Source organism: Enterococcus quebecensis, assembly GCF_001730365.1.
Lineage (GTDB): Bacteria > Bacillota > Bacilli > Lactobacillales > Enterococcaceae > Enterococcus_L > Enterococcus_L quebecensis.
This window is the reverse complement of record NZ_MIKB01000012.1, coordinates 36,069-62,591: the sequence shown is the minus strand read 5'-3', so window position 1 is coordinate 62,591 and position 26,523 is coordinate 36,069. Positions and strand designations below refer to the sequence as shown.

At 34.8% G+C, this 26,523-nt stretch carries 20 protein-coding genes; 4 read left to right on the top strand and 16 right to left on the bottom strand.

All coding sequences use genetic code 11. The features are described 5' to 3' along the window. Positions 1-147 precede the first annotated feature (147 nt). The 12 genes from BCR23_RS04700 to BCR23_RS04645 form a co-directional block, all read right to left on the bottom strand. Positions 148-768: a hypothetical protein gene (locus BCR23_RS04700; RefSeq protein WP_069634333.1), complete on the bottom strand. Its 621-nt coding sequence runs from the start codon at positions 766-768 to the stop codon at positions 148-150. Between the two features lie 12 nt (positions 769-780). Beyond that, positions 781-1,623 (bottom strand): BsaA family SipW-dependent biofilm matrix protein, encoded by an 843-nt coding sequence (locus tag BCR23_RS04695; protein ID WP_069634332.1) that lies wholly within the window; start codon positions 1,621-1,623, stop codon positions 781-783. Positions 1,624-1,639: 16 nt separating this feature from the next. After that, complete coding sequence (locus tag BCR23_RS04690) at positions 1,640-2,374, bottom strand: LPXTG cell wall anchor domain-containing protein (RefSeq protein WP_083241886.1); 735 nt, start codon at positions 2,372-2,374, stop codon at positions 1,640-1,642. 35 nt (positions 2,375-2,409) lie between these two features. Further along, entirely contained in the window at positions 2,410-3,657 is a 1,248-nt protein-coding gene (locus BCR23_RS04685) for a hypothetical protein (RefSeq protein WP_069634331.1), read from the bottom strand. Between the two features lie 78 nt (positions 3,658-3,735). After that, positions 3,736-4,629, bottom strand: coding sequence for a signal peptidase I (locus tag BCR23_RS04680; RefSeq protein WP_069634330.1), 894 nt, complete (start codon positions 4,627-4,629; stop codon positions 3,736-3,738). 619 nt (positions 4,630-5,248) lie between these two features. Continuing rightward, the gene (metF, locus tag BCR23_RS04675) at positions 5,249-6,139 is read right to left on the bottom strand and encodes a methylenetetrahydrofolate reductase [NAD(P)H] (protein WP_069634329.1); all 891 of its coding nucleotides are present in this window, start codon (positions 6,137-6,139) and stop codon (positions 5,249-5,251) included. Next, entirely contained in the window at positions 6,140-8,404 is a 2,265-nt protein-coding gene (gene metE / locus BCR23_RS04670) for a 5-methyltetrahydropteroyltriglutamate--homocysteine S-methyltransferase (protein WP_069634328.1), read from the bottom strand. Between the two features lie 178 nt (positions 8,405-8,582). Continuing rightward, positions 8,583-9,302, bottom strand: a complete 720-nt coding sequence (locus tag BCR23_RS04665; protein ID WP_069634327.1) for an epoxyqueuosine reductase QueH — start codon at positions 9,300-9,302, stop codon at positions 8,583-8,585. A 34-nt stretch (positions 9,303-9,336) separates the two neighbouring features. Then, complete coding sequence (locus BCR23_RS04660; RefSeq protein WP_069634326.1) at positions 9,337-10,254, bottom strand: L-lactate dehydrogenase; 918 nt, start codon at positions 10,252-10,254, stop codon at positions 9,337-9,339. A gap of 161 nt (positions 10,255-10,415) precedes the next feature. Beyond that, on the bottom strand, positions 10,416-11,714 hold the full coding sequence (locus BCR23_RS04655) for a hemolysin family protein (RefSeq protein WP_069634325.1): 1,299 nt from the start codon (positions 11,712-11,714) through the stop codon (positions 10,416-10,418). A gap of 127 nt (positions 11,715-11,841) precedes the next feature. Then, positions 11,842-13,788: a KUP/HAK/KT family potassium transporter gene (locus BCR23_RS04650; protein WP_167352155.1), complete on the bottom strand. Its 1,947-nt coding sequence runs from the start codon at positions 13,786-13,788 to the stop codon at positions 11,842-11,844. 892 nt (positions 13,789-14,680) lie between these two features. Further along, positions 14,681-17,317, bottom strand: coding sequence for a calcium-translocating P-type ATPase, PMCA-type (locus BCR23_RS04645; RefSeq protein ID WP_069634323.1), 2,637 nt, complete (start codon positions 17,315-17,317; stop codon positions 14,681-14,683). Positions 17,318-18,020: 703 nt separating this feature from the next. Between BCR23_RS04645 and BCR23_RS04640 the strand changes: the two genes are divergently transcribed. Next, positions 18,021-18,275, top strand: a complete 255-nt coding sequence (locus BCR23_RS04640) for a helix-turn-helix transcriptional regulator (RefSeq protein WP_010762625.1) — start codon at positions 18,021-18,023, stop codon at positions 18,273-18,275. A 19-nt stretch (positions 18,276-18,294) separates the two neighbouring features. After that, a complete protein-coding gene (locus tag BCR23_RS04635) occupies positions 18,295-18,627 on the top strand; it encodes a hypothetical protein (protein WP_069634322.1) in 333 nt (110 codons plus the stop codon). 42 nt (positions 18,628-18,669) lie between these two features. Here the strand turns inward: BCR23_RS04635 and BCR23_RS14700 are convergent, their stop codons facing one another. Both BCR23_RS14700 and lanM read right to left on the bottom strand, forming a co-directional pair. Further along, on the bottom strand, positions 18,670-18,837 hold the full coding sequence (locus tag BCR23_RS14700; protein WP_167352149.1) for a hypothetical protein: 168 nt from the start codon (positions 18,835-18,837) through the stop codon (positions 18,670-18,672). An 81-nt stretch (positions 18,838-18,918) separates the two neighbouring features. After that, positions 18,919-21,819 carry a type 2 lanthipeptide synthetase LanM gene (gene lanM / locus BCR23_RS04630; RefSeq protein WP_069634321.1) on the bottom strand — a complete coding sequence of 967 codons (2,901 nt, stop codon included), beginning with the start codon at positions 21,817-21,819 and terminating at the stop codon, positions 18,919-18,921. Between the two features lie 479 nt (positions 21,820-22,298). Here lanM and spx point away from each other — a divergent pair, with 479 nt between their 5' ends. Beyond that, positions 22,299-22,697 (top strand): transcriptional regulator Spx, encoded by a 399-nt coding sequence (spx, locus tag BCR23_RS04620; RefSeq protein WP_069634319.1) that lies wholly within the window; start codon positions 22,299-22,301, stop codon positions 22,695-22,697. Positions 22,698-22,843: 146 nt separating this feature from the next. Here spx and queA read toward each other — a convergent pair whose 3' ends face one another. Next, positions 22,844-23,875 (bottom strand): tRNA preQ1(34) S-adenosylmethionine ribosyltransferase-isomerase QueA, encoded by a 1,032-nt coding sequence (gene queA / locus BCR23_RS04615; protein ID WP_069634318.1) that lies wholly within the window; start codon positions 23,873-23,875, stop codon positions 22,844-22,846. Between the two features lie 160 nt (positions 23,876-24,035). Between queA and BCR23_RS04610 the strand changes: the two genes are divergently transcribed. Beyond that, entirely contained in the window at positions 24,036-24,926 is an 891-nt protein-coding gene (locus tag BCR23_RS04610) for a VOC family protein (protein WP_069634317.1), read from the top strand. A 960-nt stretch (positions 24,927-25,886) separates the two neighbouring features. Here the strand turns inward: BCR23_RS04610 and BCR23_RS04605 are convergent. Then, on the bottom strand, positions 25,887-26,402 hold the full coding sequence (locus BCR23_RS04605; RefSeq protein ID WP_069634316.1) for a hypothetical protein: 516 nt from the start codon (positions 26,400-26,402) through the stop codon (positions 25,887-25,889). Positions 26,403-26,523: the final 121 nt, after the last annotated feature.

Below are 26,523 nucleotides of genomic sequence, written 5' to 3'. Positions count from 1 at the left end.
AATCAATGACTTTCTCGTTAAAAACACTCATTTCATGAGTGTTGAATTGAAAAAGGCAAGAGGTTGGGACAGAAACGTTTAACAACGAAAACCAACGTGTATACTTCTTAATGTCACTCGTTTCTGCTCCCAATCACGCCTATATTTTTAATCTATTTGTTTAGCTAACTGGCTATCAATTACTTTCAACTCACCACTATTAGGTGTAACCCCTTGCCACCAAACATCACGATAAGCGAATTTTGCACAATTAATAGCTTCCACTTTTATTAAAAAGCTAAAAGTTGCTCCATGATATTTTTTCCCTAATTCATTTTTCAATTTAACTTGTGTAAACAAATTCTCTGTCCTATTAGATTCACCTGTCCGTAAAGCTTTGAGATAGTAATAATAACCATCTTCACCTAACTTCCAATCTATATTATTCAAATCTAACAGGATTTCTTCACCAATTTTTGAAGGCAATAACTGGATACTGCTATTGCTCTCCAAACGAATTTCAGGATGAAGCATAACTCGAACAAATTGATTAACAGTACCTATATTTGCGATCGTTACTTTTTTTTCAACTGGTTTATTTGGTAACATTGTTACAGGTTCGGTAAAAACTTCTTCAACTTTCGTTTGGAGATTTCCAATTTGAAAAAGATTAGCTTTCTCTTCTCTCACCATCATCGCGGCGTATGCAACTGTACTTCCGATGACTAAACAGATGATAAATACAGGTACACCCCACAAAAAATGGATGATTTTTTTCTTTTGTTTCATCGTTAATCCCCCTTAATGAACTTTCTCACGATACATCGATTCTACAAATGAATTAGAACTAATCTTCCAATCCTCCATTAGAGACTTTGTCCTATCGTGAGCATCCATGATTGGAATTAATTGATAGAAGGAACCCTTATACTTATTTGGTAAACTCTTGTCCAACGTCACGCTTTGAAGCAACTCTTTTGTTTTCTCTTTTGGCTGTAATATCTCTGAATAATAAAAGTACCCCTCTGAATAGTACCAATAATTCTGAGTTCCTAGTTTGGGTTTATTATTTACATCATAAATATCTCTAGCATTAAATTGAATTGTTAAATATTTAAGCCCTTCAACCGTTCGATTCCCTTTATAGACATAAGCTGTATTCGGATTCGTTTTATCACCTTTATAAACTTCTGAGACTGTGTAATACTTTCCAGAAGCTACCTTGTACGTACTGCCTTTAAACCATGTAGCGACATCATCCATTGTCAGCTCAGGTCTACTTGATGTATTGACGATTTTCTGACTGCCATTACCACCACCGTCTGTCATATCAAGTTCAAAATGAACGAGAAACTCATACAAAGATACTCGAACAATAGCTGGTACTTGCCCATTATTTTTTACTAATAAGCTCTTTTCAGTCGTTTTTCCCGGTATCCACTGTAGATTAGGTGTGAAGTTTTCATCAATTACCGCAGAAAGCTTTTTAGTATTGGGCTTACTTTGATTAATTTGCTCATCACTATAGGTAATCCACGAGTAAGTGCTTCCTACTACAAGCAACAGGCTTAAAAATAAAGAAAATACTACTAAAAAAGGTTTATTTTGATTGATTATTTTCAATAATTTTTTCCCTCTACTCATTTATCTCCCCCTTCCTCTAATCTACATTTCTCTGCTCTTCTTGGCGTTTTTTCCATAACAAAATGGCGATTAATAGTAATAACAACCCTGCTAATATCTTGTAAATCATATTTTTAATTTCTTCCCCTGTCATGGGAAACATGCCTTTAGATTTGGATTTATCTGTAGAAGTTGAACTACTGTCTGTACTATCTGACGGTTTCTTCTGATTTTTAGTGGCAATAAAGGTCCAATGATATAACAATTGACTTTCTTCTTTAAAATCTTCAACTGTGGGTGCTTTATCAACTTCAAATACTGCTGTTAAAATTTTATCTTTGCCGTATTCGCAGGTTCCTATTATCAATGGTTCAACAGACCAATCAAATTCCCCATTGCCTAATAAAGGTCCTTGATATATTTGTTCCCCGTCTACTGATAAAGTCAATGTAATCAACTTGTCAAAATTCATTACTCCTTTGGCTGAGTTTTGGCTAACTAATAACCCCAACTCAAATGGTTCTTTTATATCCATGCTACGAATCGTAATAGTTTTTTCATATCTTTCTCCAGGTAAGACATTTGGCAAATCAACATAATATTCTCCTTCTGACGAAGCTGATATACCAGTTTCATCGCCAATGACAACTCCTGAAGGAAGGGTTTGACTGGCAACAGCTAAAAGCGTGCCACTGGTAAAAGTGACAAAAACACTTACTAAACTGTATAAAATCAAAAATGGCAGACGTTTTCGCATTGATTCTTGCTGCATCGTACTTCCCCTTCCTCTTACTCCTTAGCTAAAAATTAGCTAGCTGCTTGTCCATCCAAATAAGTTATAATTTTTTTAGTTTCGGAATCATCTGCTCCACTTAAATTCCAACCAGTACTATCAGTCAAAGCTTCTTTTGTCGCTTGAATAGCTTCCATTTTTACAATTAAGTCATAGGTAGCATTTGTAAACTCTGTCCCGATAGCATTCGTAAATACTAGTTTTTTCAATAAATCTGGAGTTGTTGCTCCTGATTTAACTGGACTCGTAAAATAAAAGTATCCATCTTCTTTGTTGTAAGCCCATTTGTCATTAACTAATGTTGAAGTTGTAGCCATATCAGCACCGTATTCAATATTGATTCCACTAATACCTAAAATATTTTTATCTGTTTGAACACCTTTTTTCTCTGAATTTGCCATTGGAATTTGATCCGCTGAAATTGCTGGAGATGCAGCTGGTAATGTTGTTAATCCTAAAGCTGCAACTGTATAATCATAATCAACATCATATTTTTTGCCTGCACTTCCCAATAGAGAAGCTTTTGCTGCTGTTGCTTCTGCTGATGCACCCTCTAAAGAAGAAGCTGCCCAGTTTGCTACAGTATTACTATAACCGCCTTTATAGACTAAATAACTCGCTTTGGTCATTACAAAATCCCAATTTTCAACAGACGCTCCTACCGTATTCCCACTAGTTACAGATACTTCTGTTTCCATCGCTTGATACTTACCTGAAGCATGCTCAAAAAAGGCTGAATAACTGAATGTAGTGCTTTCACCTCCAGTGACTGGATCTTTAGTCACAGAACCTTTGGCATAAACTTTTACACCAGCTGGCAACGCTGCTGCTGCACCGTCCTTCACTTTACTTGTCACATCTGTATAACCGCTTCCAGCATCAAGATACTTTTCGCCATCATATTCAACAGGTATATCATCTGTTAAAGTAGGGCTATCGCTAACTTTCCAACCTGTGCTTCGTCCTGTTACAGCACCTTTTTCTGTCAAATATTTGAAGACTTCTTCGTATGATACACGAACAAAGACAGGCGTATTCCCCGAATTTGTTACTGCTACTTCTTTTGTTGCCTCAGTCCCTGGAATGATCGGTTTAGGGTTCCAGTTCTCTTCTACACTAACACTACCATCTTTGATTGCTGCAGATTTCACACGGTTAATTCGTTGATCTTGAGAATTAATCCAAGCGAAAGTCCCTGCTGCAATAGCTAATAATGCTAAACACGCAATTGCTACCAACTTTGTCTTTTTGTTCTTTTTCATTTTTCTTCCTCCTAAAAAAATAATATATATATATTCTCATTTATCCTTCTCTATCAAGAGAAAGAATAAATGCTAATATCATCGTTCATAAAGTGGATACCTTGTATTTCTTCTTCTAATTGTTTCCTCTTTTGGTGTAAAAAGATAGGATTTTAGTACTAAGAAAAAACCATATAAAGAGAGAATACAAACGAAACAAGCCCAAAATTCTGCCCGAACAAATTCTAAAACATCTCCCACTTTAGGCACAATGAATACCACTTTTCCCAATACCCGATCTGCTTTTATCGGCGGATCATTGGTTTTATTGGCATCTCCTTTAGTAATAAGATAATCTCCTTTTTCTCCATTTAACTCATCTTTGCGTTCGACCATTCTGTGAGTCAGATAACGAGACCCGTCACCAACTGCGAAAGTTATAACATCATCCTTTTTAACCTTATTACCATCTGTTAATTTAACGATTACAATATCCCCCGCATAAAAACCACCCTTTGGCCCATCCTCTTGCGGAACCATAGAGTTTGTTAGAACCGTATAGAAACGATAACCGAAAATTGAGGCACTTGACTTCGAACTAAAAGAAAACATCACAGCCATCACGATTATTCCTATCGTAACTCCATAAAATATCAAATTACTTAGAAAGGAAAAAATTAAAATACCTGGAGACTTAGGGACAGAATTATCTTGACGTCTTTGGTAATTATTCCTATGTCTCTGTTCTTCAATTTGACGTCTCGGATACGCTTCTTGGTAGGCCATACGCCTAGACCTCTCGTAAGAATCATCACGAGAGGAACGGGTTACTTTTTTTCGTCTCGGTTTTGAAGTACGCGGTCGGTATCCTTCATCTTCTATGTAAGATTTTTTATTGTCTGAATAACCACGAAGTCGCTTTTTTGGATTACTTTGCTTACCACTTTCAACTCTGGAGCGATCACCATCTCGCACAGAGGGTTTTCTTGACATATCTGATCTCCTTCCACTGATTACTCATAAACATTTTTTTCTTCATAATTGCTAGCTGCAATAGTTCTTACCTTCCTTAAAAAGAGATAATAAAGATAAATACAGCAAACAAAATAAGAATTATATCTAAATGTAATTATTTTATTCTACATAGAAAACTATATCACGTGTTATTTCATTGTCAATATCTTTTTAACAAAACGATATGTATAAAAAATATATCAAGTATATTTATTTAATACTCAGTACCTCGCACTACCTCAAAAAAACTGATGTTAAAAAGATAAACCATATATGTGTGAAACAACAACGATAAATCATATATTTAAATATATAATTACATTTAATATCAAATAACACCCACTTAAATATTATTTAAATTGAAATTCAAGTTATTTTATTATCCAAAAAAATGTAATTATTCGTTATTTTAACAGTTATATCTATAAATAAAAAAACTCTATGTATACATGGGAAAATAAAAGAAACTAAAAATACTTTGACATCTATCTTGATCAAACCATCTATACATTTTTCTTGAAAAAAACAAAAAAGAGTGGAACAAAACTAACTTCCAGTTTTGTTCCACTCTTTTTGTTTAGTCCCTTTACGATTTCTTTCATTTCAAGATCAAACTTAATTTTGACTCCACTTCAAACAAGCTGCGTGTTGCTTCTCTAATTTTTTGTGCTACATAAGGATTATTCATCGTATACAAATGAATACCATCTGCACCTTGAGCGACTAAATCAACAATTTGATTAATAGCATAAGCGATCCCTGCGTCACGAATTGCTTCAGGATTATGTTCATACCGTTCCATCATTTTTAAAAACTTATGCGGTAGTGTTACATTGGACATTTTTAACATTCTTTCAATTTGCTTTTTATTAACAACAGGCATAATCCCTGCTTGGATAGGTACATCAATGTTAGCAATATCACATTTTTCTTTGAAGGTGTAGAAATAGTTATTATCAAAAAACAGTTGCGTTATCAGTTGATTTGTACCTGAATCAACTTTTCTTTTCAAATTTTTAATATCTTCAACTGAATTCTCGGCGTCTCCATGCGTTTCTGGATAGCAAGCACCAATAATATTGAATTCTCCTTGTTCATGAATAAATGTGACTAAATCATTGGCATGCTTGAAATCTTTTTTTGGTTTTTTATCTGGTAAAATATCTCCTCTGAGAGCCAGAATATTTTCTACTTTTTTCTGCTTTAATTCCTCCAAAATGGTAATAATCTCTTCTTTTGAAAAATTCACAGCCGGTAAATGTGCGACACTTGGCAAAAATTGTTCATCTTGAATCTTCTGTGCAATATCAGCAGTGCTTAAGTTATCTCCTGATCCACCCGCTCCTAGCGTTACACTAATAAAATCTGGTTGCTGCCCTTTCAAACGATCTAAAGTATGATAAATCGTATCAATGGGTGCAGTTCGTCTTGGCGGAAAAATTTCATAGGAAAAAACAGTTTTCTCCTTAAATAAGTCATCCGTTCTCATTTAAATCCCTCCACGTACCTTTTTCGCTGCAAGTACTAAGTTTTTTAAACTGGCTTCAGTTTCTGCTACACCACGTGTTTTCAGGCCGCAATCTGGATTGACCCAAACTTTCTCAATAGGTAATTTATTTAAAATATTATGAATCGTCATTTCGATTTCTTCTACCGATGGAACACGTGGCGAATGAATATCATATACACCAGGACCTACTTGTGTTTGGAAATCTATCGCCTTTAATGCATCTAAAATATCTAAACTTGAACGAGACGCTTCAAATGAAATGACATCTGCATCCATGTTATCGATATCTTGAATGATATCTGCAAACTCGCTATAACACATGTGAGTGTGAATTTGAGTTGTTGGCTGTACTTTGCTATGAACAAGACGAAAAGCTGGTATTGCCCAATCTAAGTACTCTGAGTGCCAATCTGTTTGGCGTAATGGTAATTTTTCACGTAAAGCCGCTTCATCAATCTGGATAATTTCGATACCGTTCGCTTCTAAATCTAAAACTTCTTCTTGAATCGCCAGCGCTAGCTGCAATGTTGATTCTCTGAGGCTAATATCTTCACGAGGAAATGACCAGTTTAAAATTGTTACAGGACCTGTCAACATACCTTTCATCGGCTTATTTGTTAATGTCTGGGCATATTGGGAATAAGCCACGGTAATTGGTCTTGAGCGTGAAATATCTCCCCATATGATTGGTGGTTTTACACAGCGAGTCCCGTAAGATTGAACCCAAGCTTTTTCTGTAAACAGATACCCATCAAGGCTTTCACCAAAGTATTCCACCATATCATTTCGTTCAAATTCACCATGAACTAAAACATCTAGCCCAATTTCTTCCTGAAAAGCGACACATTCAGCGATTTTGGCTTGATTAAAAGCCGTATATTCATCTTCATCGATTTCACCTTTTTTGAATTTTGCTCGATTTTGTTTGACTTCTATTGTCTGCGGGAATGAACCAATCGTTGTTGTCGGTAATACTGGTAGTCTTAATTTGTTTTTTTGAATACTTGCACGTTCAGCCAGCACTGGTAAACGAATAAAATCTTTTTCAGTTAAAGCATCGACTTGTTGAGCGACTTGTCCATTTTTAGAAAAACGTTCTTGATTAAATAAAGAAATATTAGCAGTCAATAAAGATTGATTTTCCACTTTATTTCCGATAATTTTCTTTAGGTCATTTAGTTCAGCCAATTTTTCAACTGCAAAAGCGAAATGATTCGTCACTTCTTTTTTTAATACTAACTCATTAACTAAAGTAAATGGCACATGCAACAATGAACAGGATGTGTTTAATACAACTTCGCCAAATGACTGAATTTTTTCTAGTAATGCTAACGTTTCCTGATAGTTGTTTTTCCATATATTTTTACCATTTACGATTCCAGCAAACAATAATTTATCTTCTGGTAAACCATAATTTTCAAGTAAATCGAGTGATTTCCGACCTTCAACAAAATCTAAACCAATTCCTTCAAATGGCAATTCAACCAATTCCTGATAGGTATCTCGAACGTCTCCGTAATACGTTTGTGCTAATATCTTTAATGTTCCTTTTTTAGCTAACAATTTTTGATATAGCTTTTTAAATTGCTGAACTTCATCAGGCGTTAGATCTAAAACTAAGGCTGGTTCATCTATTTGAAGCCATTCACAGCCAAGCTGAGTTAATTGCTGGATAAGCTGTCCATATGCTGTAATTGCAGCTTCATAAAAATCTTCTGCCTTTTTCTGCCCATGATATGTAGCTAATTTCAATAAAGTAAACGGTCCAAGTATGGTTGGCCGGGTTTTAATCCCCGCCTCTTTTGCTTCATTAAATGCTGTAAATATACTATCACCTACCAGTTTCAACTCCGTTTCGTCATCGATCTCAGGAACCATATAATGATAATTAGTATTAAACCATTTTTTCATTGCCAAAGCTGTAACATCCCCAGCTTCCCCCTGATATCCTCTAGCTAATGCAAAATAAGTATCTAAAGGCGATAATTGTAACTCTTGGTATTTTTTAGGTACGATATTTAGTAAGACTGCAGTGTCTAATGTGGTATCAAAAAAAGAAAAGTCTCCACTTGGAATAAAGTCGATTCCTTGATTAACCAAAAGCTGCCAATGTTTATTCCGCAACTCTTTTCCTACTGCTTCTAATTCTTCTGCAGTAATTTCTTTTCTAAAATATTTCTCTGTTGCAAATTTTAACTCTCTCAATTCTCCCACTCGTGGGAACCCGATAATTGATGTTTTCATACGTTTCCTCCTTTTAAAAAGTATTTCACCTACTTTAACATAAGAAAAAAATATAGAATAACACTTATTTTCTATCACTTAATATAGTTTTAAACTATATATTGAAAAATAAAATACGTTCCATAAAAAAGAGGATGATTTCCTAATACAAAGAAATCATCCTCTTTTTTAGTTGGTTTTATTGTTCAGCTAAAAACTCCTTGGCTTCTGTATTCACAGCTTTCAAATCAATCCCTTGTTTCGTAGCAGCAAACAAACAGCCGCAATAACATTGACGATATACATCGTACTCACGACATAGCTCAATCGAACGTTTATATCCATTGTTTTTCTTAAAGTCACTTGGTAAATAATTGGTTGCATAAAATTTTTGAATATCAATCCCTATCTCATTAATTAATTGGCTATCTTTCTTTGGTGACAACGTCAGCGCACTACCAAAGTAATCGTATTTCAATTCCTGCGCTTTTTCTGCAACAATATCTAAACGCATTTGAAAACAAGACGAACAACGTTTTCCGCCTTCTGGTTCTTCAGTTAGCTCTTTTTCCCGCACCATTTGAATGAATTTATTCGGTTCATACGGGGCAGCTAAAAATTGCACTTGATTGTTTGTTCGTTCATTGAAGTCCTCGACAAATTTCTTTTGAACGATTTCTCGGCGCTGATATTCTGCTCTTGGATGGATATTGGAATTAGCAAAGAAAATCGTCACATCTGCGTATTGAGTTAAGTATTCAAGTGTATACGTACTACAAGGAGCACAGCAACTATGAAGCAAGATAGTTGGACGTATAGTTGCTTTTTCCCATTCTACAATGATTTTTTGCAACACACGATCATAATTGATTTTTTGATTCGGAGACATCTTCTCCATAATTTCTGTTAAATTTATCAATGTTTTGCCTCCAAACTCCGTCTGATGATCCGATTTATTTTTTTAAAGGTAATTTAGTCAGTGCTGTTTTAATGATTTGAGCAGAACTAGCTAAAAGATCATTTTCTTCCTTAGATAATGGACAATCAATAAGGGATTCCACACCATTTCTCCCAATTACGACAGGTTGCCCGTAATACACATCAAACTGTTGACTATAGGTAGAAACAGGTACAATGGTTTTTGAATCATTAAAAATCATTCTGATCAGACGAGCCCCACAAGTTGCAATTCCATAACTTGTGTAGCCTTTCCCGGCAAAGGCATTCCAACCGCCAGCTCGAACATTGTCATCTAACACGTCTAAGTCAAGTTCAGTATTCCAAGTCAAAAGTGGTCTATCACCAACTGTAATTGTTGACCAAGCAACAAATTGGGAGTCTCCATGTTCACCATAAACATAGCCGCCAACATTGCGGCTATCAATTGCTAAACTTCGACCTACAGCCTGTTTCATCCGTGCGGTATCCAACATTGTTCCTGTACCAAATACTTTATTCTTTGGAAATCCTGTTAATTTTTGCATATATGCTGCAATTACATCACAAGGATTTGTGATAGTTATAATAATCCCATCGAATCCTGATTGTTTGATTTTAGGGGCAACTTCTTCCACAATTCGACTTGTAATCTCAAGTTCCTTAAATCGATCGCCATCATCTCCCAGCGCACTAATCTGTCCTGCACAAAAAACGATGATAGATGCATCATTCAACGCCTGATAATCCTGAATGACAATATTCGTTTTTCCAGTCATATAGACCTCAGCATCTAATAAATCATATTCTTCAGAAACAGCTATTTTTTCCTCTTTATCAATCAAAACAAGTTCATCAACTAATCCTTCAATTACTAAAGTATAAGCAAGTGTTGCACCTACATGACCTAATCCAATAATCCCTACCTTACGCATTCTGTCACTTCCTTTTTATTTAATCCTAGCTGAATAATAGCATCACGTCAATCTGATTTGAGTTATTCCGTGATAACGCTATTCAATTTATTGACTTAAATATTTCCTAAAAAAATAAATGCCTCCAAAGAATATTAACCATTCTTTGAGGACATTTATTTTTATTTATCTGTTTTAGTTACTTTAAAATAATCAATGTGAGCTTGTTCATAATCCATCACTTCAATCATAAATCCTTCAATTGCAATCTGATCGCCGACAGCAATCTGATTATTTTTTTGTTCCACAATAAAGCCAGCTAATGTAGACATATCCGATTCTTCAAATGAAGAAATTTTAACTTTAAAAAACCGCTCAAAATCATCAAGAGTAATTTTCCCCGAAACAATGTAAGAGTCTTCCGTCGTTTTAGAAATCAAAGCATTTTCCAAATCTGTTTCATCTCGAATATCGCCGACTAGTTCTTCCAAAATATCTTCGATCGTTACCATTCCGGTTGTACCGCCATATTCATCTTTTAAAATCGCAATATGTTTTCCTTCTTTTCTCATCACTGTCAATAATGTTTTGATTGGGATCGTCGCCAAAGCAACGATCGGCTCTTCAACCATGTCACTGACCTTTTTCTGATTATTTATAAATGATTCTTTAATCAGCGCTGGCAACGTGACATAGCCAAGCACATTATCTTTTGATCCTTCAGTGACTGGATAGCGCGTATGACCACGCTTAAGAGAATGTTGGATCGCTTGTTCTACCGTTTCATCTGATGCAAAAACTTCCATCGACGTCCGATCCACTTGAATATCTTTGGCTAGTGTATCATCAAATTCAAATACATTTTCCAAATATTGATATTCTTCTTTTGTTAGTTCCCCTTTTTTATAAGAATCATCCGCTACATACAATAACTCTTCTTGAGTTAACGTTTCTTCTCCTTCGGATACTAATCGAATCCCAAATAATTGACCCAACTTAGCGGCTGAATGATTTAATAACCAAATAAATGGATACATCACCTTATAGAAATAATGGAGAGGCTTAACAACTGCCAACACCACTTTCTCTGGTTGAGCAATACTGTAACTTTTAGGGAATAATTCTCCCACTACAACCACAACATAGGTCACAATTACAAATCCCAAAACTATAGAAATTGTACTACTGATTGCACTACTGATCGGCAAATCACCCAACAATGGATGCAGTAGCGCTGCTACTGATCCTTCACCTACCCAACCAATGATTAATCCTGTCAAAGTAATACCTAATTGGCTTGTAGATAAATAGGCATCTAAATGGTGCGTGACATGAATCGCCAACTCTGCATTTTTTACACCATCTTTCTTTAACTGCTCTAATCGCGACATCCGAATTTTTACTAATGCAAATTCACTGGCCACAAAAAATGCAGTAACTGCAATCATTAATAGTAATATTAAAAAATTTATTGCAAGCATTTTTTACACCTCATTCTTCTTTATTCTCTTTATCATTATACTTGTCCTTCTAGAATAGTGCGAACAAGAGCTGTTATCTCTATAAAAAAATCTCTAAGTTCTTTAATCAAACTTAGAGATCTTCCATTTATGATAAAACTTTTCTTTCCCTTAATCTTGTTTTCCGTGTATCACCAATGATTAATGGAACAGATTCGTATTTCACTTCACTGTACTCCAAACCAAACCAGTTTTCTGGAGAAGTTGTTCTTTTTTTAATAGCTAATTTTAACTGCATAATTTGACGATCCCATTTTTTCAGTTCCGTTACTTTTGATAACTCTTCACTAATAATGATAAATTGGAAGTCACCCACTTCACGGCCAGGTGTCAATGAATATTTCTGCGGTTGTTTAGGCAAGCGTCCTTCCTTCATAAGATCATGAACAATTTGACGAATATAGACATTAACTTCTTGAGCTACATGGAAACCCAGATAAAGTTGAACTTGAACGATAAAATCCGTGTCCATCATATCAACTGTATATTCTTTCGTAAATGGTTCATCTGTCACTTCAACATTCACAAACCAGTACACATTTGCTCGTTTTGGTTGTTTATCTAAGATTGAATAAATAATTTGACGTCCGATTTCATCCCCAATTTTATCTGGTGTCATGAAAACGACATTCGTTTGAGATTTTGGAACCGTTGGATCATCTTTTAGCATCCTTAATTGTTCTACGTAATGTTTAAGTGGAACAGTATCAGATGTTTTCTCTTTGATAATATTTCCCCATTCCCAAATCGTCATAACAGTCAAAATCAATAAAGCGATTCCTACAGCAACATATCCACCATGGAAGAATTTCGCAATACTCGACACAAAGAAAATGGATTCAATACTTCCAAAAAACAACGTAATTAAATAAGCAACCCACTTCGGAGCACCTTTTTGTAATAAATAAAACATCAGTAAAATAGTCGTCATCAGCATCGTCACAGTAATGGAAAGACCATAGGCTGCTTCCATGTGTGTGGACGTTCTAAATGTTATTACAATTAATGAACAAACGATCCATAGCATCATATTGACTGCTGGAATGTACATTTGACCAATATTTGCACCAGGATAAATGATTTTTAATCTTGGTAGTAATTTTAATTTAATCGCTTCTGAAACTAATGTAAATGAACCTGAAATCAAAGCTTGAGAAGCAATTACTGCTGCAACTGTTGCAAAAACAACGCCGATCAGCATTATACTATTTGGCATCATTTGGAAAAACGGGTTCAAATTTTGAATTTCTAATGTTGCTGGATCATTTTTTACATTTAAAATCCACGCAGCTTGCCCTAAATAGTTAAGAATTAGACAAACCTTGATATAAGGCCAACTAGCACGAATATTGTGTTTACCCACATGACCTAAATCTGAATACAACGCTTCTGCACCTGTTGTTGCTAGGAAGACATTTCCCAATACGAATATCCCCAATTTATTATCTGGACTAAGCAGTAAATGTATCGCATAATACGGATTCAATGCTCTGAGTACTGTCCAATCCTGTCCAAAATTAATCAAACCCATTACGCCTAAAAAAGTGAACCAGGCGAACATGATTGGACCAAAAGCCTTACCGACAGCGTCAGTACCAAAGCGCTGAACAGAAAACAATATAAGGATGATAACTAATGTAATAATAACGATAATATTTTGATTATTGCCAAAACGATCAAAGAAAACAGGAATCCCTCTCAAACCTTCAATCGCAGTAGTAACGGTTACTGCAGGAGTCAATACCCCGTCAGCAAGCAACGCAGCTCCACCGATCATAGCGGGAATGATTAGATATTTTCCTTTTCTACGTACCAATGTGAATAAGGAGAAAATACCTCCCTCCCCATGGTTATCTGCATTTAAAGCAATGACAACATATTTGACTGTCGTTAAAATAGTTAACGTCCAAAAAATCAATGATACCGCACCGATAATGAAACTTTCTGATACATTCCGAAGTCCACCATTATCTCCAACGATCGCTTTCATTACATACAGCGGACTTGTTCCAATATCACCATAAACCACACCCATCGCAACCAATAAACCAGCAGCAGTCAATTTCTGATGATGGGAAACTTTTGAATTCTCTACCACAAAATTCTCCTCCTAAATTTAAAAGCTGAACAGGCTCAATCAACCTCGACTAGAAAATAGGAAAATATGAATGTGACGCTTTTAGTCACAAACAGATTTTATCTTTTTCTCGAGAGGTTAGCCTGTGAAGCTAGATAATACAAAAGCTGAACAGGCTTGTTCAACCTCGACTAGAAAATAGAAAAATATGAATGTGACGCTTTTAGTCACAAACAGATTTTATCTTTTTCTCAAGAGGTTAGCCTGTGAAGCTAGATAATACAAAAGCTGAACAGGCTCGGTCAACCTCGACTAGAAAATAGAAAAATATTGATGTGACGCTTTTAATCACAAACAGATTTTATCTTTTTCTCGAGAGGTTAGCCTGTAAAGCTAGATAATACAAAAGCTGAACAGACTCAGCCAGTGAAACTAAACATCAAGACAAAGGCGACTTCAGCCTAATCCTTTAAAAAATAAAACAAGAGACCTAAGTGAAACGCCACTTGGCCCTTACACTTAGGTCTCGCAATTATCATTCTTAGACCCGTGTTTGCACACTTGCTGTTGAACTAAAAACATAGATAAACTATGCCGTTGCTCCCCTAAGGTTTTTACTTGAATATTCAAATAAAAACATCGGTTGTGATTTTCATTTAATTAAAGAAAACTAAACTTAAAAAAAATTAAAACAACTGATTTTGATAACAACTATAATACTCCTTAAACATTTTAGCAAGTCTTTTATGTAAATAATTTCAATAGTATTTTCAAACGAACATTTCAATTGTCTAAATACTATAAAAAGAAACGGAAAAATGCTGAACAACTAAGCATTTTTCCGTTTCTTCTACGCTACATCTTCCTCTGGTGAATAATGGAATTTAATCATCTCATTCACAAAAATTGGTATGATTGATAATCCCATAACCAACAACCAATGATTGATTCCAATCGGAACTAAACCGAATAACTCTTGTGTGAATGGCAGTAAAGCAATCACTGTTGTAATAATAATTGCCAACACAGCCATTTCAAAAAGTGATTTGTTCGTTGATAACCTTACTTTAAAAATCGATTGCGTACTTCTCACGTTAAAAACATGTAAAATTGATGAATAAGCCAAGATTAAAAATGCTACTGTTTGGCCAATTTCATAACTAGCTTCGAAAAAGTAAGAAACAGAGTCAACATTTGCACCTAAATAAAACCCAAATAATGTAATGACAGTGAATACAAAAGCATTAATTCCAATTTTCTGCCATAACCCACGGGCAAAAATCCCTTCGTTTCTAGGAATTGGCGGTTCATCCATGATTCCATGTTCAGCTGGCTCTTTTCCTAAAGCAAACCCTGGAAGACCATCCGCAACAACGTTAACAAACAATAATTGAACAGCCGTAAATGGTGCTCCCCAACCAAGCAGCATAGCAATCAAAACAATAAATATCTCTGAGATATTACAACTTAGTAAAAAGTTTACCGCCTTACGAATATTTCGATAAACAGCTCTACCTTGCGCCACAGCATCAACAATCGTTGCAAAATTGTCATCAGTCAAAATCATGTCAGCTGCACCTTGTGCTACATCTGTTCCTGTAATTCCCATCGCACATCCTACATCACTAGCTTTCAGAGCAGGCGCATCATTGACTCCATCACCTGTCATTGCAACAACCGCACCTGTACGCTGCCACGACTTAACGATCCGAATCTTGTCTTCTGGTGTAACTCGGGCATAAACTGATAAAGATTTCACTCGTAGATCCAGTTCTTCATCTGACATTTTTTGTAGTTCTGCTCCTGTTAAAGCTTCACTTTTGTCTGTTAAAATTCCTAGTTCTTTCGCAATTGCCCCAGCAGTTACTACATGATCTCCTGTGATCATAACTGTTTTGATACCTGCCTTCTTAGCTCTAGCAATTGCTCCTTTACTCTCAGGTCTTGGCGGATCAATCATACCAATCAATCCTAATAGGCGTAAATTCTTCTCTAAAACCTCTGAAGTGATTTCTGTAGGTTCTTCATCATAGATTGCATAACCCACTGCTATCACACGCAATGCTTTTTTTCCAAAACGATCATTTACTACAGCTGCTTGTTCAACATCACCAAAACGAAAACGAGTCAGTAAAACATCAAAAGCACCTTTAGTAACTGAAATATATTTTTTCCCCATCTTATGAACCGTGGTCATCATTTTACGCTCTGAATCAAATGGAATTTCACCAATTCTTGGGTATTTTTCTTCAAGTTCAGCTTTAGTATGATAGTTTTCCTCTACCGCACGAACGATTGCTGCTTCCGTAGGATTCCCTTGAATAACTAAGTCATCTCCATCTTTGTCAACAATAACATCCGTACAAAGTGAGGCCATTTTTAATACTTCCATTGCTTCATCAGTCATAGCATCTTCTGTATCAGTTACCTCATCTCCACGAGACCAAACACGCCTAACACGCATTTTGTTTTGTGTCAAAGTACCTGTTTTATCAGAACAAATCACATTAGCAGTTCCCAGAGTCTCCACAGCTGGTAAGCGACGGATAATCGCATGTTTTTTCGCCATCTTCTGTACGCCGTATGCAAGAGTTAGCGTAACAATCACCATTAATGTCTCTGGTACTGCTGCTACAGCTAGAGATACTGCTGTCATAAACATTTCCAACATCGGTTCACCTTGCAGCTCACCAATGATAAATACTACTACTGCCGCAGCCAAAGCGATCAGACTGATTCGTTTTCCTAGCTGATTCAAACGTTTTTGTAGCGGTGTTTGCTGCGTCACATCATCATTCAATAATTCTGCAATTTTACCCATTTCGGTTTGCATTCCTGTTGCTGTAACAATTGCTCTACCGCGACCATTAGCCACAGTACAGCCTTTAAAAACCATATTTAGTTGATCTCCAAGGGGTGCGTCTTGTTTCACTATGTACTCGGAATTTTTTTCAACTGGTTCGCTTTCTCCAGTCAGTGCCGATTCTTCCACTCTAAGCTGGCTAGCTTGAATCAAACGTGCATCTGCCGTAATCATGGAGCCTGACTCTAATACAAGTACATCTCCAACAACAACGTCTTCTGCATCAATGGTCTCTACCTTACCATCACGTAAAACTGAACTGCTTTGCTTGTTCATATCCTGCAATGCTGATAACGATTTTTCTGCATTTCCTTCTTGAACAATTGCTAAAACCGCATTGATGATTACAATGGCGATAATCAAGATTCCTTCAAAATAATCCCCATGATCTGTAGCAATTGCTGTATAGAATGAAATAGCTGCAGCAACTAATAAAATAATTGTTGTGAAATCAGACAAGCTATGTAGAAACTTTTTTAATATAGAGTCTTTTTTCGCTTCTTGAAATTTGTTAGCGCCATACTCATTCAGCCGCTTTTTTACTTCCTGTTCCGTTAATCCTTGTTCTTTATTTGTGTTCACGTCTTTGATAATTGTCTCGATAGGTTGTTTGTATGCGTCCATCCTATCCCCCCATTCTTATTTTTTTCCTTCTATTAATATAGTACCTATATTCACTATAACATGTTTTTTTTTCAAACTTCAATAGATATTGCGAATTTTTCATATTTTCTACTATTTTTTTGACCTTCAGGTTAATAACTCAACAAAAATAGGGTAGGATCGTTCTTAAGAAGACTTTTAACTTGAAAGCGTTTTCTTTTTATGATAATATAAATTTAGAAGGAAGGAGGAAAAGTCAGTTCTATTGAAGAATTTCTCGAAGCGTGAAAATAATAGACACAAAATTGTTAGAAGAACACGATTCACCTTTCAAAAATTATATATGCGGAGTATAAAAATCATAAAAAACATCTTTAAAAATAGTGAATATGTGTAAAAAATGGGAAATTTAATCCCAAAAAAACAAAAAAACACATATAAAGATAGTTTGATTGAAAAAAATTTAAGTGGCGAAAAGTAGATAATGTTATGAAAGCAAAATTTGGTTTATGAACAAGAAATTCAACTAATTACTTTGCATGTGTAACCAAAAGTAAAAAAAATATCATTCGATAGACTGATTCCTTCCAGAAACAGAAGCCAAGCTAGTCGAGAAGCTTGGTTTTTTTCTTTGCATGATATTTGTAAGTGAAAGTAAGATATGGTATAGTGACTATGCGCTTTTTATTTGATACATAATTTTAGACTATTGGAGGGATTTGCATTGCCAAAAAAGAAGAACTCATCTTTTGAGAGTTCCATTCACGTCTACAGAGCCATGAAACGCATGACCCAACAGGAACTTGCTGATAAGGTGGGAGTATCTAGACAGACAATCATTCAGTTAGAAAGAAATAGGTACAATCCTTCCCTTTTACTGGCTCACGACATAGCAGACGTCTTCGAAGTGCCGATTGAACAAATCTTCACTTTTAAGAAATTGACTGAAGACGAGCAAACGAACGAAGAAACCGACTAACGGAAGGAAAGGATAAATTATGACCGAATCACTCAAATCTTTTTTTGATAACTTGCCTGTGAATCACTGGAGTAGTTTCCTAATAATTGGATTATCATTGATTTTTATTATCTACTCTGTTTATTTTTTCTTCAGCAAAGAAGGAAAAGACGAACGTGGAAAGAAAATTATTTCAACAGCAAGTTTTATTTCATTTATTGTTACAATTGTCCTGTTATTCATCTTAGGTACTACACTTTATGATGTTGTAGCCTATAATCAAGTTTCGTATTACTGGATGATAAATTTAGTTTTACTGTTTATATCTGGAACTGAAGCTTTTGGTATCATGATTTTAAAGAAATCAAATTAATAAAAAAAAAGAACTAGATTAATCTAGTTCTTTTTTTTATTTTTAGAAGCATATAAGTACAGTATACCAACCAATTGCTGCTTCACTTTTTTCAGATTTATCCATCATATCTTCTGAAATTTTACTTCTTTCAAATGAAGCTCCTACAACTGCATCCACTTTTTTTAAGTCTTTTGCTACTTCCATTTTTTCAATAGATAATTTTCTCATGATATTATTTCTCCCCCTTGCGTTAATAATTAAATTATAAAACGTTCTCCGTAATAAGTAAAGTTCTTTTTTCAGTTTGTGTCAGTTAATAAATAACAGGGATCGAACACCAAACGAATCGTATGCGCGTAATAGTTGATAACCAACACCTGATAATCCACAAAAAAGGCTGATTGGACTATTTTCTGGATCAGATTTTAATGTAACCACTTCTTCCTTTAGTAAATCAATATTATTTAAATAATTATCTGAACTTCCATACTGACCATGACACAAACAAGAATCTGCTAACTCTCTACTCATCCCTTTTTTTACTTTTTCAACAGGCATCGAAAGATTGATCAGCTTACAAACTTCTTGAATTCCAAATGCCCCACGACACCATGATGCATTCGCTATTTCCTCAGTTTCAAGTTTCTTTTCAAATTTTTTTTGGTACCAGTCAATTTTCTTCCCAACCTCAACTTTTTTTAGTATTTGATTGGCTTTGCTTAAACCGTAAAGTACACCAGCATATCCGTGGGCAAAGCTATTATCTTCCATTTCTTCACACCTTATTAACTGTACATAATATAAAAGTAATTCATACGCTTCCTTGCTATGAAAAGTTTGATATATAGCTGCTAAAACGGATAATAAGCTTGCTTTCCCATAAAGCCACTCGTCCAACTGATTCTCTTTTTCTTTTGGAGCGTTTTTTAGCGCATTTAAGCTACGTTCCATATATAATCGATGTTTATCATCTCTAAGCAAGTTTGTCACGTAAAAAGCGACTGTTAGACGCATTCCTTCGCCAAAAAAAGCACTATCATGTATGTTGGTTTCATTCTCAGTTAAAAATAGTTCTTTTTCCAATAAATTAATCACTTTTTGATAACTGTCTTTAGGAACAAAATCGTTCAAATAAACGAAAAATAAATATACACCACCGCTCCCATTATAAAGATCTGTATCAGGATAAGTAATACCTAATTCACCATCAGATTCAGGAAGAACTGATAGCCAGTCAACTTCACCAGACTCTTGATTTAAGTCAAGCTGATCTATGATTTTATCACCAATATCTGCGGCTTTTTGCAGTAATGGTTGCTCAACTGAACGATTTCTCGCGGGAATGATGACATCTTGTTCCCCATATTCTAGCGTGCCTAAACTTTCTTTCAACAAGAGATAAGAAAAATTACTTGTTGTTTCTGTGATTTGCTCCATATGTGCAACTGTATCTTGGAGAGGCGTCTTTTTTAACAGTTTAGGTATCTCTTGGCCATTAGTGTATACATTTGTTGAAGAAGTATTTGCTGTAAATAAAGGTACATCATGATCCTGCATTGCTTGAACTTCAAAAGGAATCAATTCTTTTGGAATAATTTTACTTGCCCAAAGATTTTCAATAATTTTTTCACGTTCAATATAATTAGACATACATTCTGTGTGCAATGTATAGTGTAATAAATTACCATAATCCTGTGTATCTCTATAAATCAAACGAATCGTTGTATCAGCAAACAATTCTTTGAATTTTTGAATAAATTTCGTTTTATTATTTAATAAAAGCTGATTCATCTCTTTAAATCCATTTTGTATCACATGACTATATAATTGATAGTCAACTTCTTTTCCATTCAGACGGGGAATATTTTGGGCACCATCCAAATAGGCTTCTTCTAATTGAAAAGCAATATCACTAGAGCCATCATTTCTCAGTTTTCGGATTTTTTTAGGTAATTTTTGTTTGGTGCCGGACAACGCATCCATTTCCAGTTCTCGTTTCCATTTTTTCTTTTGTGGGAGTAACCCAGAAACAATCACAGAATGTTTTTCTATCCGTGTTTGTTTGGATAATTTTTTGGATAAGATAAACATTTCAGGGCGAATCAACGTTTCTACATCGATCAACACTGGGTGTGATCCGTGGGCAATCAAATTCTCCATGTGCAAATCTGTTGCACCTAGCCAATACACAATCGCTAAAAGTTGACCATAATTTTTATAAAAGCTCATCACTTCTGTTTCATTTTTACATTCTCCATAGGTGACTTTTTCTTCAATCGTAAATGTAGGCTGAATAATTCGCTTGATTTTATAAAAAGACAATGTGGGATTCAGTTCTTCTAGATACGTTAATAACTCGTTGAACCCCGTACCTATTGCCAAATTTTTAAATTTAAAAATCAGTGCTATTCCTTCTATTTGAAACTGAATAACTGTTTTTCCACGCTCGTGACTATCACCTTGTCCTAGCTCGATTTCTGTGATATCCATTGGTATTGATACATCAAATGTCTCTGCCAATTGTTCAATAGAGTCACTCAATGAAGCAATAAATTCCTCCATTGTTTTACAAGCAAACATCAGTCTAACCGCAAGAAGTTTAGCAAGGGTTGGATACTCACCGTAAAAAAGGTAAGTTCGCTGTTTGTCTCCAAGAAATTCTTCGATGTATTTAGTAAACTCTTCCTCTTTTGATTCTGCTTGCAATTGATATTCTTCGATCATTTGATGAACATCCCATACCAATGTTTTTTGTGCTAAGAAAAAGAAATCATCCCTTAGCTGTTCCACCAGTTCCTCAATTACTTTTTCAGACAGCTGAATCAATGGAAACTTTAGTAACATACTCCGAATATGATTCTCATAGTAGTTTGCGTGAAAACGTAACGCAGCTTTTAATCCCAATTCTTTGATTGGAATTTCAGCTTCAAACAAGTATTTATGCAATTGGAACCAGTCACTTTTTTCAATAGTCGGCAACAATAATTGTGCACGTTCTTCAGTGAACGGCAGAAGCCCTCGACTAAAAGTATGTTCGTTCAACTGATAATACTGAAACATTTTATCGTAATCAGCAGCTTTTAATAGACTTTTTCGTGACTGCCACTGCTTCAAATACAGCTGTTCATCTTCTTCAATGCTAAGGTCTTTCCAATCCTGAATTCTTTCTGAAATCGTTGTTGCATAAGTATATGTCAACTCTTCACTCATCTTTGTCTCTCCTTTAACATGATTCCTCTCTTAATAATAATAAAAAAATAGAAGAAATACTATGGCAATTTTATTTTAACTGTATGCCAATAAAAAAAAGCATTGTATAAGACAAAAAACAACGATTTTTGTCTTATACAATGTTTTGAATAAATTTCATGTCCGCTTTTGATTAGTGTCCCTTCAAAAGACCAAGCATTTCATAAACTCAAATTCAGGGAGAAAACGTCACCAATATTGATAAATAAATGCTTATAAAACTGAAAAATGACATAACAGCCAGTATTTCCTAAATTCTCAGCTAAGATTGCACTTTCTCTAACAAAAATAACAACCGTTTGTGAATTTTTAGTTATTTCTTTCATTTGATAGAAAAAAACAGCCATTTTGAAAGCATTTATTTTGTTAATTCTTTACTTTTAGTATATTATAGTTATTAAGAGGTATGTACCAATATTTTCGAAAGGATATGAAACCATATGTTAAAATTATATACGACAAATAGCTGTACATCATGCAGAAAAGCACGGAGATGGCTGATTGACCATGATATTCCATTTGAAGAAAAGAATTTTGGCACTACTCCTATTACATTAGACGAACTAAAAAATATATTAATTCTTACAGAAGAAGGTACTGAGGATATTATTTCCATCCGGTCCAAAATTTTTCAAAAGTTAGCTACTGATATTAATGAACTGCCATTACATGCATTATTGGAGTTAGTAAAAGACAATCCTGGATTACTACGTCGTCCAATTATGATCGATGAAAAAAGATTACAGATTGGTTTTAACGAAGATGAAATTCGTTGCTTCTTACCAAGATCAGTTCGTAAAAGAGAGCTATCGCAAACATTACTTCTAAGCGGATTATAAATGTTACTACCTCGAATATAAAAAATCAGAAAAAACTCACTCTCAATTAACTCGAAAGTGTGAAATAAACAAGCTGTGAATCATATAGCTCATTTATTCCTCCCACTGACTCAGTTAAAGGCAGAATGAGTTTTTTTCTGTATTTATTACTTTACAAACATCGCATCTCCAAAACTAAAGAACCGATACTTTTCATCAATAGCATGTTGATATGCTGCAAGCGTTAAATCTTTTCCTGCAAATGCACTAACTAGCATCACTAATGTTGATTTTGGTAAATGAAAGTTAGTTGAAAAAGCTTGTACCACTTTGAATTCATATCCCGGAGTAATAAAAATATCTGTCCAGCCACTATCTGCTTTGATTTGTCCATCAAATTTTGTTCCGATTGTCTCCAATGTGCGAATCGACGTTGTTCCTACCGCAATTATTTTTCCGCCATTTTTCCGAACATCATTTAATTGTTCTGCTGCATCTTCTGTCAAACGATAAAATTCGCTATGCATTTCATGTTCCGCAATATTATCCACACTAACGGGACGGAAAGTCCCTAGACCGACGTGTAAGGTCAAATAAACGAGCTTCACGCCTTTTGACTGGATTTTACCAAGTAGTTCTTGGGTGAAGTGTAAACCAGCCGTAGGGGCCGCAGCAGAGCCGTTTTCTTTTGCATAAACTGTTTGATATCGTTCAGGGTCTTCTAAACGTTCTTTAATATAGGGCGGTAAAGGCATTTCTCCCAATGATTCTAAAATTTCCAAGAAAATTCCTTCATAATTAAATGTCACAATTCGCCCGCCATGTTCTAGCTCCTCAATAACAGTTGCCGTTAAACGCCCGTCACCAAAGCTGATTTGCGTTCCTACTTTTGCCCGTTTAGCTGGTTTGATTAAGGTCTCCCAAGTATCCCCTTCTGTATTGGTCAAAAGAAGTACTTCCAAATGTCCCCCAGTCTCAGGTTTTTCTCCATATAGACGAGCTGGCAATACTCTTGTATCATTCATGACTAATGCGTCTCCTGCATTTAATTCATCAATGATATCGTGAAAGTGTTTATCTTCAATTTCTTTTGTTTCACGATTTAAAACCAACAGTCGTGAACTTGTTCGATCTTTTAAAGGTGTTTGAGCAATCAGCTCTTCTGGTAAATCAAAATCAAAATCTTCTGTACTAAGCATATTGGTCACTCTTTCTACTGAATTTGTCTTGGCTATTCTACCATTTTTTAGGATATATGGCTACGAAGAAAACTACAGTATAAAGGCAAAATACTTGAAACTATTGTTTATAAGGAATAAGCTTACTTTTAGTAAGTGATCAATTCAAGGAGGTCTTTTAATGTTTGCACCTATTCACCATGTATCATTATTAACAAGGTTTGCTAACGAAAATCAGTTTTTTTATACACACATTCTAGGTTTGCGTTTTGTAAAGAAAACAGTCAATCAGGATAATCACAAAATGCTTCATTACTATTATGGAAATTACACAGGCGAACCTGGTTCTGTCATTACATTCTTTGTCGTTCCCTCACTCGCTCAGCGTTATGACAATGAACATTTTTTAAGCTCAATTGGACTAAAGATCCCTCAAGGTAGTATTTCATATTGGGAACAACGTTTAACTAATGCACAGATCAACTACACTAAAAAGGGACATCAACTTTATTTTACAGACAATGATCAAGTTGAGCTTCGCCTAGTTGAAGTAGAGCAAGAACCTTTAGCCCAAGAATTTCAAGTAAAAAATGACATTCCTGGAGAAAAACAAATTCTAGGGCTTCTCTCTACAGAAATTTATGTTTCTGAACCTAATAAGACAGCTGATTTTTTCTTTCAGTTATTAGATTGGAAATCAAAACAGGGATGTATCCAATTAAACGAAACTGATTTTATTCAGATTTTACCCACTGGAACATCTGAAAAAATGCGGATGGGTCGAGGAAGCATAGATCATATTGCATTTTCAGTTGAAAATGAAAAAAAGCTCCATGACTTGTATGAAAAAGCTAAAAAACAAGGTTGGTTCATTGAAAAAATCGTTCATCGCGGCTACTTTAAAAGTCTATATATTAGAGAACCAGGTGGTAACCGTATTGAGTTTGCTACTTTAACACCCGGATTTACAGTTGATGAACCTTTGGAGTCGTTAGGTGAACAGCTTGCTTTGCCATCTTTTTTAGAAGAAAACCGATCTGAAATAGAAGCAGGAATTTATAAAGAAAAATAAAATAAGAGATCCTGATTTTTTTACTTATCAGGATCTCTTATTTCAGTTTTTCAAGATAGTAAAAAAGTTAGCTTTTATACTTCAAAATATACGAGGTCACTTAGATATATTGCTTTTCAACAATTAACACCAATTGATTATTTTTAATTATGAAAGTAAGTGTTTTAGTTGAAAAATTTTAATTCAGAATGTTAAAATCTAATTAGCTTTTTCTTCTCTTAAAGATACAAACAGGCGCTTAGGAGAAAAAATAAACTGACTTGCTCTGAATAAGTCACCTCTCTTTTTACTCCTTTACTCCTGTTCATATCCCTGAAGTTTCAAAGTTATACAGTTGGCTAATAAGAACATTACCTCTCCAACGATTCTATTAGTACTTGTCTATCTTTGATTCTTCTGAAATTGCAAAGCGACGGTTGTATTTATCGGATAACTACAGGCTGTCGGCTTCAGCCATTCACTATCCTCAATACAACTCATCACCATTTTGCAGATAGAAACAAAATAAAAAAATGGTGCTGGTAAACTCTACCAACACCATTGCATGTTCAACAAATAGGCATCACATTATCCAGCTCACCATCTAGAGAAAAAAGTTCTAGATATTTGTCCAAAAATTGAGTAAAATGGAATATGTCGATGTTACGCATTGACATGGGCAACTTGATTGGTCAGCGTTCTCTGACTTTTCAGGGCTTCATGGATCAGCGCCAACTGATCTGTGAAGTGCCTTTTTTATTTTATTCGTTTCTATCTATTACTCATTTTAAAGAAAAACAATTTCATAGTCAACAAAGTGTCAGCAGATTTTTTATTTATCTTGTTTTATTATTAAAATAAATCAATTTTACTTTAACAATTATTACTCTGTATGAAACTTCCTTTCATTGTGAAGATAATAATAAAAAAGCCTAGAACAAAACGAGAAAGTAATTTCGTTTTAGACTTTCCACTCTTGAATTAACTGATGCTCGGTGTATCAATATAATCTTCATAAGACCATAAAGTGTCGGCTTTTACCGTTTCTCCTGTCGCATTTAACACTTTTTTTGAAGTTATCATTGCTTTATAATTAATCTGTTCTTCGTCAATAAGATATATCCAGTTCTTACCGTCTCTTGCTTGAATTACATCGGTAAAATCTATCATATTTTTTTTCAACCATTGCTTTATATCTATTTCAACGTTTGACTCATCATGAAATAATTCTTTTTTTAATAAAACAAACTTCGCAGAAAAATCCATTCCTGCTGCCATCCGATAAAGTAACTCAGCTTCTTCAAAACACCTTTCTTCGCTGTAAATATCTCCGAGTAAGACCAATGAACTGAAACAATCATTCAGTCGAATCCCTCCATGTTTGATACTTGTTTCAATAACCAACTTAAAAAAATAAACAGCTTGTTGATGATTTCTTTCAACCCAAGCTAGTTGTCCTTGATTAAACCACTTTTTTATTTTCCTCTTATTAAACATTTTTTTCTCCTTAAACTTTTTCCCTGAAAAAAGAAGCTGGGACAAAACTAATTTTGTCCCACTCACTTCTATAACTATGAATTTCAGTACCAACTATTCCCTATGATCATAGGCTTTTAGA